The organism is Streptococcus pseudopneumoniae, assembly GCF_001070815.1.
Classification (GTDB): domain Bacteria; phylum Bacillota; class Bacilli; order Lactobacillales; family Streptococcaceae; genus Streptococcus; species Streptococcus pseudopneumoniae_P.
In genome coordinates, this window is record NZ_JVLX01000042.1 from 17513 (window position 1) to 29410 (window position 11898).

9 protein-coding genes are annotated in these 11898 nt (G+C 43.2%); 8 read left to right on the forward strand and 1 reads right to left on the reverse strand.

All coding sequences use genetic code 11. The annotated features are described in order from the left end of the window. The first annotated feature begins 26 nt into the window (after positions 1-26). The 5 genes from ADG81_RS04985 (at position 27) to ADG81_RS05005 (ending at position 5461) form a co-directional block, all read left to right on the forward strand. The gene (locus ADG81_RS04985) at positions 27-401 is read left to right on the forward strand and encodes a DUF1149 family protein (protein WP_001050081.1); all 375 of its coding nucleotides are present in this window, start codon (positions 27-29) and stop codon (positions 399-401) included. A gap of 1 nt (position 402) precedes the next feature. After that, positions 403-1251, forward strand: coding sequence for a DegV family protein (locus ADG81_RS04990; RefSeq protein WP_024057227.1), 849 nt, complete (start codon positions 403-405; stop codon positions 1249-1251). Between the two features lie 378 nt (positions 1252-1629). Beyond that, a complete protein-coding gene (gene dapB / locus ADG81_RS04995) occupies positions 1630-2397 on the forward strand; it encodes a 4-hydroxy-tetrahydrodipicolinate reductase (RefSeq protein WP_033686544.1) in 768 nt (255 codons plus the stop codon). Continuing rightward, on the forward strand, positions 2394-3593 hold the full coding sequence (locus ADG81_RS05000; protein WP_078228358.1) for a CCA tRNA nucleotidyltransferase: 1200 nt from the start codon (positions 2394-2396) through the stop codon (positions 3591-3593). Before dapB ends, ADG81_RS05000 begins: the two co-directional genes overlap by 4 nt. Further along, the gene (locus ADG81_RS05005; RefSeq protein ID WP_049551085.1) at positions 3590-5461 is read left to right on the forward strand and encodes an ABC-F family ATP-binding cassette domain-containing protein; all 1872 of its coding nucleotides are present in this window, start codon (positions 3590-3592) and stop codon (positions 5459-5461) included. Before ADG81_RS05000 ends, ADG81_RS05005 begins: the two co-directional genes overlap by 4 nt. 36 nt (positions 5462-5497) lie before the next feature. On the opposite strand, the gene mntE is transcribed toward ADG81_RS05005, so the two are convergent. Continuing rightward, complete coding sequence (gene mntE, locus ADG81_RS05010) at positions 5498-6682, reverse strand: CDF family manganese efflux transporter MntE (protein ID WP_049551086.1); 1185 nt, start codon at positions 6680-6682, stop codon at positions 5498-5500. Positions 6683-6989: 307 nt separating this feature from the next. Between mntE and ADG81_RS05015 the strand changes: the two genes are divergently transcribed. The 3 genes from ADG81_RS05015 to ADG81_RS05025 all read left to right on the forward strand — a co-directional run bounded on the left by ADG81_RS05015 (position 6990) and on the right by ADG81_RS05025 (position 11817). Then, complete coding sequence (locus ADG81_RS05015) at positions 6990-9686, forward strand: cation-translocating P-type ATPase (protein ID WP_049551087.1); 2697 nt, start codon at positions 6990-6992, stop codon at positions 9684-9686. A gap of 113 nt (positions 9687-9799) precedes the next feature. Continuing rightward, a complete protein-coding gene (locus ADG81_RS05020) occupies positions 9800-10210 on the forward strand; it encodes a peptide deformylase (RefSeq protein ID WP_049551088.1) in 411 nt (136 codons plus the stop codon). A gap of 11 nt (positions 10211-10221) precedes the next feature. After that, complete coding sequence (locus ADG81_RS05025; RefSeq protein ID WP_049551089.1) at positions 10222-11817, forward strand: hypothetical protein; 1596 nt, start codon at positions 10222-10224, stop codon at positions 11815-11817. Positions 11818-11898: the final 81 nt, after the last annotated feature.

Here is an 11898-nt window from a genome sequence, read left to right on the forward strand (position 1 = left end):
TAATATTGTAGCCAAGGGAGAAAGACATGAATCTTAAACGTGAACAAGAATTTGTTAGTCAGTATCATTTTGATGCGCGTAATTTTGAATGGGAAAATGAAAATGGAGCTCCTGAAACTAAGGTGGATGTGAACTTCCAATTAATTCAACATGACCAAGAAAATCAAGTGACTTCCTTGATTGTTGTCTTGAGTTTTATGATTGTATTTGATAAATTTGTCATCAGTGGAACCATTTCACAGGTGAATCATATCGATGGTCGTATTGTTAACGAACCAAGTGAATTGAACCAAGAAGAAGTGGAAACCTTGGCTCGTCCATGTTTGAACATGCTCAACCGTTTGACTTACGAAGTAACTGAAATTGCATTAGACTTACCAGGAATCAATTTGGAGTTCTAATATGAAATTAGCTGTTATCACAGATTCCTCTGCCTATCTCAGTGCAGATACCTTGCAAAGAGAAGATTTATATGTCTTGGATATTCCTGTCAATATTGATGGTGAGGAGTATGTTGAGGGTATCAATCTGACTGCTGAGGAATTTTACCAAAAAATGGCTCAGGCTTCTGAATTGCCTAAGACCAGTCAACCAAGTATTGCCAAGTTAGATGAGATTCTAACTTCGCTCAAAGAACAAGGCTATACCCATGCTTTGGGGCTTTTCCTATCTTCTGGAATTTCAGGTTTTTACCAAAATATCCAGTACATGGTCGATGATTATGAGGGCTTAACCATTGCCTTCCCAGACACTTTGATTACAAGTGCTCCTCTGGGTATCATGGTTGAAAGTGTCTTTAACTGGCGAGACCAGGGCGATGACTTTGCCATTATTCAGGATAAGCTAGCTATTCAAATTAGTCACACATCTGCTTTCATCATGGTCGATGATTTGGATCATTTGGTAAAAGGGGGACGCCTTTCAAATGGAGCTGCGATTTTGGGCAATCTGCTAAGCATTAAGCCAATCCTCTATTTCAATGACCAAGGTGTGATTGAAGTTTACGAAAAAGTTCGTACTGAAAAGAAAGCAACCAAGCGCTTAATTGAGATTATCAAGGAAGTCACAGCTTCAGGCCAATATCGTATCATTGTCATTCACGGGAATGCTCCTGAAAAGGCTGAGGAATTGCGTCAGCACTTGCTAGATTCTGAAGTGGGTACGGATATTTCACTTGCTACATTTGGTAGTGTCATTGGGACACACCTAGGAGCAGGAAGCATTGCTCTGGGTTATATTCCAGTGATTTAGTTGGCGCTTCTAGGCTAGTTAAGAAATAGCAATTGAACACGGACTACCTGCCTCTTGAAAAAAGATGCCTGTCTTACCTTTCATGGAAAGTCAGCGCCATCCCCTATTTTTCACGGGCAGCTAAGGCCCTTTGTATCTTGATAATTGAACACGCCTGGAACCCTTTGTGAAAAAGATAGTTCTTCCAAGGAGGAGACACTCCTTGATTAGAACTCCTATTTTCACTCTGTGTTCTTACAGGCTTTGTATCTTAGAAATTGAACACGGACTACCTGCCTCTTGAAAAAAGATGCCTGTCTTGCCTTTCATGGAAAGTCAGCGTCATTCCCTATTTTTCAAGGGCAGCTATCGTCCTTTGTATCTTAGTCAGGAGTAGAGATGAGTATTCGAGTAATTATTGCTGGTTTTAAGGGAAAGATGGGACAAGCTGCTTGTCAGATGGTCTTGGCTGATTCAGATTTGGACTTGGTAGCAGTTTTGGATCCCTTTGAGTCTGAATCAGAATGGCAGGGTATTCCTGTTTTCAAGGATAAGGCTGATTTGGTCGGTTTTGAAGCAGATGTCTGGGTAGACTTTACTACACCAGCTGTTGCCTATGAAAATACACGCTTTGCTCTTGAAAATGGCTTTGCTCCAGTAGTTGGAACAACTGGTTTCACGAGTGAAGAAATTGCAGAGCTGAAAGCATTTTCTCGTGAACAAAATTTGGGTGGTTTAATCGCTCCTAACTTTGCCTTGGGTGCTGTTTTACTCATGCAATTTGCAAGGCAGGCTGCTAAATATTTCCCAAATGTGGAGATTATCGAGCTCCATCATGACAAGAAAAAGGATGCTCCGAGTGGAACTGCTATTAAAACAGCTGAGTTAATGGCAGAAGTTCGAGAGTCTATCCAGCAGGGTGCAGCAGATGAGGAAGAATTGATTGCAGGTGCTCGTGGTGCTGACTTTGATGGCATGCGCATCCACTCAGTTCGTTTGCCAGGCTTGGTAGCCCATCAGGAAGTCATCTTTGGCAATCAGGGAGAAGGATTGACACTCCGTCATGACTCCTATGATCGCAGCTCCTTCATGACAGGGGTGAATTTGGGAATTAAAGAAGTTGTCAAGCGTCATGAGCTTGTCTATGGATTAGAACACTTATTATGAGATTAACGCAAATGCCTTCTGAATTTCAGAAGGCTTTACCAGTATTAGAAAAAATTAAAGAAGCAGGTTTTGAGGCCTATTTTGTTGGAGGTTCTGTTCGAGATGCCCTCCTCAATCGTCCTATCCATGATGTGGATATTGCGACGTCTTCTTATCCAGAAGAAACCAAGCAGATTTTTCCGCGAACAGCCGATATCGGAATCGAGCATGGAACTGTCTTGGTCTTAGATGGGGACGAGGAGTATGAGGTGACTACTTTTCGGACAGAGGATGTCTATGTGGACTATCGCAGACCCAGTGCGGTCTCTTTTGTGCGCTCGCTAGAAGAAGACCTCAAACGCCGTGATTTCACAGTCAACGCCTTTGCCTTGGACGATACAGGAGAAATCATTGACTTGTTTCATGGTTTAGAAGATTTGGAAAAGCAAGTCTTACGAGCAGTTGGAGTGGCAAGTGAGCGTTTCAACGAAGATGCTTTGCGGATTATGCGTGGTTTCCGTTTTCAAGCCAGTCTTGGTTTTGAACTTGAGACAGAAACGTTTAAAGCAATGAAGACCTTGACGCCACTTTTGGAGAAAATTTCTGTGGAGCGTACCTTCGTTGAGTTTGATAAACTCTTGCTGGCTCCATTTTGGAGAAGGGGTTTGGCTTCCATGATTGAGAGTCAAGCTTATGACTATCTCCCTGATATGGCATCTAGCAAAGACAAACTTAACAGACTGTTTGATTTGGAGACTGATTTCACCTTTGAATCTTCAGAGCAAGCCTGGGCTGCTCTACTGTGGGCTTTGGAGATTGAAAATGCGCAGCCATTTTTGAAGGCTTGGAAGACCTCACGTCAGTTTGCTAAGCAAGTTCAGGATTTACTGACTATTTTGGCCTTGCGTGAAAAGGGAGAATTGAGCAAGCGCGATTGTTATCGCTTTGACTTGGATTTTCTTTTACAGGCTGAAAATCTTCGTCAGGCTCAGGGAAAACCAGTCAACCCACAAGTCATCACAGAAACCTACCAGAGTCTGACCATTCATGACAAGAAAGAAATCCAAATCAACGGTGGTATTTTGATCAAGGAATATGGCTATCAACCAGGTCCAGATTTGGGAGAGATTTTAACAGAGATAGAGTTTGCCATTGTCGATGGAGAATTGGAAAATGACCGTCAAGCCATCCATGCTTATCTAAGGGAGAAAAAATGAGTGATTTTATCGTTGAAAAACTAAGCAAATCCGTTGGTGACAAGACCGTTTTTAAGGATATTTCCTTTATCATCCATGACCTAGACAGAATTGGTCTAATCGGTGTCAATGGGACTGGCAAGACCACCCTTTTAGATGTTCTTTCTGGTGTTTCTGGCTTTGATGGGGATGTTAGTCCTTTTTCAGCTAAGAATGATTACCAAATTGGTTACTTGACTCAAGATCCTGATTTTGATAATAGAAAGACAGTTTTGGATACGGTTCTATCTAGTGAACTAAAGGAAATCCAGCTCATTCGTGAATATGAGTTGATTATGCTCAACTACAGTGAGGACAAGCAGGCTCGTTTGGAACGGGTCATGGCTGAGATGGATTCTCTTCAAGCTTGGGAAATTGAGAGTCAGGTTAAGACTGTTCTCTGCAAGCTGGGGATTCAGGACTTATCTACTCCTGTTGGGGAATTGTCAGGTGGTCTGAGAAGACGGGTTCAGTTGGCACAAGTCTTACTTGGTAATCACGACCTTTTGCTTTTGGATGAGCCGACCAACCATCTGGACATTGCGACTATTGAGTGGCTGACCCTCTTTTTAAAAAATTCCAAGAAGACCGTCCTTTTTATCACCCACGATCGTTATTTCCTAGACGCTTTGTCAACACGTATTTTCGAGTTGGATCGCGCAGGTTTGACCGAGTACCAGGGAAATTACCAGGACTATGTTCGCCTAAAGGCGGAACAGGATGAGCGCGACGCGGCTCTACTTCATAAAAAGGAACAACTTTATAAGCAAGAATTGGCCTGGATGCGCAGACAACCGCAGGCGCGTGCGACCAAGCAGCAGGCTCGTATCAATCGTTTCCATGACTTGAAAAAGGAAGTTTCAGGCAGTAGTGCTGAGACAGACTTGACCATGAACTTTGAAACCAGTCGGATTGGGAAGAAAGTCATCGAGTTTCAGGATGTTTGCTTTGCTTATGATGACAAGATAATTTTGCAAGATTTTAATCTCTTGGTGCAGGCTAAAGATCGTATTGGAATCGTTGGGGACAACGGTGTTGGGAAATCAACTCTCCTTAACTTGATTGCAGGCATTCTTGAGCCGACAGCAGGACAAGTTGTGATTGGGGAAACTGTTCGTATCGCCTATTTCTCTCAGCAAATTGAGGGCTTGGATGAAAGCAAGCGAGTGATCAATTACTTGCAGGAAGTGGCAGAAGAGGTCAAGACCAGCGGTGGTTCTACGACTTCTATTGCAGAGCTGCTGGAGCAGTTTCTTTTCCCACGTTCGACGCATGGAACCTTGATTGAGAAATTGTCTGGGGGAGAGAAAAAACGTCTTTATCTCCTCAAACTGCTCTTGGAAAAACCAAATGTTCTTCTCTTGGACGAACCGACAAATGATCTAGATATTGCGACCTTGACAGTTTTGGAGAATTTCTTGCAAGGCTTTGCTGGTCCAGTTTTGACTGTTAGTCACGACCGCTATTTCTTGGATAAGGTAGCGACCAAGATTCTGGCTTTTGAAGATGGCAAGATTCGTCCATTCTTTGGTCATTATACCGACTACCTAGATGAAAAAGCCTTTGAAACAGAGATGGCCAATCAAGTACAAAAGGCTGAAAAGGAGAAAGTCGTCAAGGTCCGTGAAGACAAGAAACGCATGACCTACCAAGAAAAGCAGGAGTGGGCAAGCATTGAAGGCGATATTGAAACCTTGGAAAATCGTATCGCTGCTATTGAAGAGGAGATGCAGGCCAATGGTTCTGACTTTGGTAAGCTGGCTACTCTCCAAAAAGAACTAGATGAGAAAAACGAAGCACTCCTTGAAAAATACGAACGCTATGAGTATCTCAGTGACTTTGATAGCTAGAAGAATGGAAAAATCCCGTCTCATGACAGGATTTCTCTATTCTTTTTTTGTTTCTTGGTGAAAGATATTTTGCCAGGTTTCGTGGCGACGCCAGATACTGGTATGGATGATACCATCTAACTCATAGGAGATGAGTTTGGTCTTCTGACTGATGGAAGTGATCTGAATATCCTTGATAGCGGAATTCAAGTCTTTTTCGGCTTTATAGGCCTCTTTATCCATCTGCTCTCCATCTTGACGAATATAGACAAAATCGTCAGCCAAGAGTTCTTCCAGTTGATTTCCTTGGTCAATCAATTGTTCGCGCATAAGCAATTTTTTATAGACATTGTCTAAAATTTCATCTTCAGGGATAGGTGCTGGCTCGATATGGACATCGGTATCAAAGACTCCAAAACGTTCTTCCAGCATAGACTCGACCTGATCCGCAATTTCATGGCTTTCAAAAACAGACAGGTCAGGGTTCATCTCTAGCGTAATATCCAGGTAGATGTTGCTACCGTAGGTGCGACCTCTTTGCGACTTAACCTTGCTGATTTTGGGAATTTCCATGATAGCCTTTTGGTAGTCCTCGAGCAGACGGTCATCAAAGCCATCCGAAAGGCTAAAGGAAGACTCGATGAAGATATCATAGGCAGTTTTCAAGATAAAGAAAGTGATGATAATGGCAACCAGTTTATCCACAATGGGATAATTGAAACTGCTAGCCAGGATGGCAATGGTAGTACCAAGTGAGGTGACAGCATCAGAAAGATTGTCCTTGGCGGCAGCCTTCAGTGCCTTGGAGTTGGATTTCTTACTGAGGCGAGTATTGTAGAGATAAACTAGAAACATAATCGTTGCAGAAATGATTCCCAGAGTTGCACCCAGAGGGTCAATGACTGTTTCTTCACGACTGAGAATCTTTTGAATGGTATCCCTTAGTACATCAAAGCCAACATAAAACATGATGATAGAAGTGACCAAGCTAGCCAAATCTTCAATCTTCCAGTGGCCAAAACGGTGGTCTCGGTCAGCAGGCTGGCGTGCCATCCGGATTCCAATCAAGAGGGCCACATTTCCAATGATGTCCGACACGTTGTTAAAACCATCGGCCACCAAACTGGATGAATGGAGGAGGTGCCCAGTTGCTAATTTCGCTGCAGACAAGATCAAATAGGTCGAAATACTGATAATGGCCCCACGCTCAGCTAACTTGAGATTTGAGATAGATTGCTTCATTCAACTTCCTTTCTAGTCATATAGCATTCTACCATTATACTGGTTTTCAAGGGAAAATTCAAATAAGTCATTTTTTACTCTTTGAAAACTTTTCAAAATTTGGTATAATAGTACTACTCAAGGGAGTAGCTGGCAGAAACCTGTGATAGTGTCGTCATTCCGAATTTTATACTGAAAAGTATGCTTTCCGGCACTATCTTAAACAGCGATACTTGTTATGATTAACAGGTCTCTTTTTGTTTGTCGTGAAAAGATGCGATGAGGGAAAAGAGAGTCTGTTTTGCACACAATGTCAAGGAGGAGACACATGTCAAAAGAACAAAAACGCCAAGCGTTTTACACTCAGAGTCCTGAAGAGGTCTTGAAGGCTGTGGATGCGACCGAGCAAGGTTTGTCATCAAGTGAGGCAGAAAAACGCCTTGCAGAATTTGGCCACAATGAACTCGAAGAAGGCGAGAAACGATCAATCCTGGTCAAATTCATCGAGCAATTTAAGGATTTGATGATTATCATCCTAGTTGCGGCAGCAATCTTGTCAGTCTTGACTTCTGGTGGGGAAGATATCGCAGATGCCATTATCATCTTAGCCGTGGTAATCATCAATGCTGCCTTTGGTGTTTACCAAGAAGGGAAAGCAGAAGAAGCTATCGAAGCTCTCAAATCAATGTCTAGTCCAGCTGCCCGCGTTCTTCGTGATGGGCATATGGCAGAGATTGATTCAAAAGAATTGGTACCAGGTGATATCGTTGCCCTCGAAGCAGGTGATGTAGTACCAGCAGACCTACGTTTGCTTGAAGCCAACTCTCTTAAAATCGAAGAAGCTGCCCTGACAGGTGAGTCTGTTCCAGTTGAAAAAGACTTGACAGTCGAGCTTGCGACAGATGCTGGTATTGGTGACCGTGTCAATATGGCCTTCCAAAACTCAAATGTGACTTATGGTCGTGGTCTTGGTGTTGTTGTCAATACAGGGATGTACACGGAAGTTGGTCATATCGCTGGCATGCTCCAAGATGCGGATGAGACAGACACACCACTTAAACAAAACTTGAACAACCTTTCTAAGGTCTTGACCTATGCAATCTTGGTCATTGCCCTTGTTACTTTTGTAGTGGGTGTCTTCATTCAAGGGAAAAATCCACTCGGTGAGTTGATGACCTCTGTTGCGCTTGCTGTTGCAGCCATTCCAGAAGGGCTACCAGCTATCGTAACTATCGTTCTTGCCCTTGGTACTCAAGTTTTGGCCAAACGTAACTCTATCGTTCGTAAGTTGCCAGCAGTAGAAACACTTGGTTCAACGGAAATCATCGCTTCTGATAAGACTGGTACGTTGACCATGAACAAGATGACCGTTGAAAAAGTCTTCTATGATGCAGTCCTACATGACTCAGCTGATGACATTGAACTGGGTCTTGAAATGCCGCTTCTACGTTCAGTAGTCTTAGCTAACGATACTAAGATTGATGTCGAAGGCAATCTGATTGGTGACCCTACTGAAACAGCCTTCATCCAGTATGCCTTGGACAAGGGCTACGATGTTAAAGGTTTCTTAGAGAAATATCCACGTGTGGCTGAGTTGCCATTTGACTCTGACCGTAAGCTCATGTCAACAGTTCATCCACTTGCAGATGGACGCTTCCTCGTAGCTGTTAAAGGTGCGCCAGACCAACTCTTGAAACGTTGTGTTCTTCGTGATAAGGCTGGGGATATTGCTCCGATTGACGAGAAGGTTACAAACCTCATTCACACAAACAACTCTGAAATGGCCCACCAAGCCTTGCGTGTCCTTGCAGGTGCTTATAAGATTATTGACAGCATTCCAGAAAACCTTATTTCTGAAGAGCTTGAAAATGATTTAATCTTTACTGGTTTGATTGGGATGATTGACCCTGAACGTCCTGAAGCTGCTGAGGCTGTTCGTGTGGCTAAGGAAGCGGGAATTCGTCCAATCATGATCACAGGTGACCATCAAGACACTGCAGAAGCTATTGCTAAACGTTTGGGAATCATCGATGCAAATGATACAGAAGGCCACGTTTTAACTGGTGCTGAACTCAATGAATTGTCAGATGAAGACTTTGAAAAAGTAGTTGGTCAATACTCTGTTTATGCCCGTGTGTCTCCAGAGCACAAGGTTCGTATTGTGAAGGCTTGGCAAAAACAAGGTAAAGTCGTTGCCATGACAGGTGACGGTGTCAATGATGCACCAGCTCTGAAAACAGCCGATATCGGTATCGGTATGGGAATCACTGGTACAGAGGTTTCTAAGGGGGCTTCTGACATGATTCTTGCAGATGATAACTTTGCGACTATCATTGTTGCAGTTGAAGAAGGACGTAAGGTCTTCTCAAACATTCAAAAGACTATTCAGTATCTGCTTTCTGCCAATACTGCTGAAGTATTAACTATCTTCTTATCAACCTTGTTTGGTTGGGGTGTCTTGCAACCAGTTCATCTCTTATGGATTAACTTGGTAACAGATACCTTCCCAGCTATCGCTCTTGGTGTTGAACCTGCTGAGCCTGGTGTCATGAACCATAAACCACGTGGACGCAAGGCAAGCTTCTTCTCAGGTGGTGTTTTGAGTTCTATCATCTATCAAGGTGTACTCCAAGCAGCTATTGTTATGAGTGTTTATGGTCTTGCTCTTCTTTACCCAGTTCACGTGGGTGACAATCATGCCATTTATGCGGATGCCCTTACTATGGCCTTTGCAACCCTTGGTTTGATTCAGCTCTTCCATGCCTACAATGTCAAGTCTGTTTACCAATCCATCTTGACAGTTGGACCATTCAAGTCTAAGACTTTCAATTGGTCTATCTTGGTATCCTTCATCCTTCTCATGGCAACAATCGTCGTAGAACCGCTTGAAGGAATCTTCCACGTAACCAAACTAGACTTGTCACAATGGGGAATCGTGATGGGCGGAAGCTTCTCAATGATTATTATCGTCGAAATTGTTAAGTTTATTCAACGCAAACTCGGTTTTGACAAGAATGCGATTTAAAAAAAGTCATCTTCGGATGGCTTTTTGCTACAGTTGAGGGAAAGGGCTTGCAGTTATTGGCTTTTGTGCTATAATTGCTATAATATAGTAAAAAGTAAGAGGAGTGTGAGGAAGTGGAGAAGAAAATTGTAAAGGATATTTTGTTTTTATCTCAGGTGTCTCAGCCGGCAAGTAAGGAAGATCTGTATCTTGCCAGAGATTTACAGGATACGCTTTTAGCAAATCGTGAAACCTGTGTCGGTCTAGCTGCCAATATGATTGGAGTGCAGAAGCGCGTGATTATTTTTAATCTTGGCTTGGTTCCCGTGGTCATGTTTAACCCAGTGCTCCTGTCCTCTGAAGGACCTTATGAGACAGAGGAAGGCTGTTTGTCCTTGACGGGTGTGAGACCAACTAAGCGTTTTGAAACCATAAGGGTTGCTTATCGTGACAGCAAGTGGCAGGAACAGACCATTACCTTGACAGGATTCCCAGCTCAGATTTGCCAGCATGAACTGGATCACTTGGAAGGACGAATCATTTAGGAGGAAAGCAAATGAAACGAATAGTCTTTGAACTTATTTTTATCGCAACGACCTGGTATATCTTTTTACCGCCCCTTAACCTGACCAGCTGGGAATTTCTCTTTTTCCTTTGTGGGCATTTGTTGCTTGTGGCAATCTTATTTGGCTTTGGCAAGGGAATCAATCTGGTCAAAACGGTTCATGTGCGCCACGGCAAGGCAGAAGCTGCCTTAAATCTAGAGGGTTTCAAAATCAATCGGTTAGGGAAAATCCTTTTAGCTTCTATTGGAGGAATTCTTCTCTTAGCAGCCTTGGTTTCCTTGGTGACTTCCAGCATTTTTCAGGCTAAAAATTATGCTAATGTAGTCACAGTTACGGAAAAAGACTTTACTGAATTTCCTAAGACTGACACCAGTAAGGTTCCTATCCTAGATAGAAGCACTGCTGAAAAAATTGGTGACCGCTACTTGGGTTCCCTGACGGATAAGGTGTCGCAGTACGTAGCGGCAGATACCTATACTCAATTGACGATTGATGGGAAACCTTATCGGGTTACGCCACTAGAATACGCAGACCCTATCAAGTGGTTTAATAATCAGGCCAAGGGAATCGGCGAGTATATCAAGGTGGACATGGTAACCGGGAATGCAGACTTGGTAGACTTGAAGACACCAATCAAATATTCAGACTCGGAGTATTTTAACCGTGATGTCAAGCGTCACCTGCGCTTGAAGTACCCAACTAAAATCTTCAAGACTCCATCTTTTGAGGTGGACGATGAGGGCAATCCTTTCTATGTAGCAACGGTTTACCAAAAGCAATTTGGACTTGCGGTTCCTCGTCCTGTTTCAGTCATTATCTTGGATGCCACAAATGGAGAAACCAAGGAATACAGCTTGGCAGATGTTCCAGAATGGGTGGACAGGGTTTATCCAGCTGAGGAAACTATTGAGCAAATTAACTACAACGGTAAGTACAAGGACGGTTTCTGGAATGCTATGATTTCCAAGAAAAACGTGACCCAGACTACCAAGGGCTATAATTACTTGTCTATCGGTAATGACATCTATCTCTACACAGGCGTGACGTCGGCCAATGCAGATGAAAGTAATCTTGGTTTCATTCTTGAAAATATGCGAACAGGAGAAATCACTAAGTACAGCTTGGCTTCTGCGACCGAAGAATCAGCCCGTGAATCAGCCGAAGGTGCTGTTCAGGAGAAATCCTACAAGGCGACCTTCCCAATCCTCATCAACCTTAATGACAAGCCTCTCTACATCATGGGCTTGAAGGACAATGCTGGCTTGGTCAAAGAGTATGCTTTGGTAGACTCAGTCGAGTACCAAAACGTTATCGTAGCTACGACAGTGGAAGAGCTACTCAGCAAGTACGCCAATAAAAACGACCTTGAAATTGACAATGCAACAACAGAAAGCATCAAGGGTGTGGTAGCAGACCTCAAATCAGCTGTTATCAAAGGAGACACCGTCTACTTCTTTAAAGTTGATGGCAAGATATACAAAGTCAAGGCCTCAGTCTCAGATGACCTTCCTTACCTTGAAAATGGTAAAACCTTCGAAGGTCAAGTAGGAAAAGACAACTATCTCAAGACCTTTAAAGTACAGTAATACTCTTCGAAAATCAAATTCAAACCACGTCAACGTCGCCTTGCCGTACTCAAGTACAGCCTGCGGCTAGTTTCCTAGTTT

Coding starts and splice junctions, on each gene's coding strand:
- mntE (WP_049551086.1), bottom strand. CDS start 6,682: ATGAAGCAATCTATCTCAAATCTCAAGTTAGCTGAGCGTGGGGCCATT.
- ADG81_RS05015 (WP_049551087.1), top strand. CDS start 6,990: ATGTCAAAAGAACAAAAACGCCAAGCGTTTTACACTCAGAGTCCTGAA.
- ADG81_RS05000 (WP_078228358.1), top strand. CDS start 2,394: ATGAGATTAACGCAAATGCCTTCTGAATTTCAGAAGGCTTTACCAGTA.
- ADG81_RS05025 (WP_049551089.1), top strand. CDS start 10,222: ATGAAACGAATAGTCTTTGAACTTATTTTTATCGCAACGACCTGGTAT.
- ADG81_RS05005 (WP_049551085.1), top strand. CDS start 3,590: ATGAGTGATTTTATCGTTGAAAAACTAAGCAAATCCGTTGGTGACAAG.
- ADG81_RS04990 (WP_024057227.1), top strand. CDS start 403: ATGAAATTAGCTGTTATCACAGATTCCTCTGCCTATCTCAGTGCAGAT.
- ADG81_RS04985 (WP_001050081.1), top strand. CDS start 27: ATGAATCTTAAACGTGAACAAGAATTTGTTAGTCAGTATCATTTTGAT.
- dapB (WP_033686544.1), top strand. CDS start 1,630: ATGAGTATTCGAGTAATTATTGCTGGTTTTAAGGGAAAGATGGGACAA.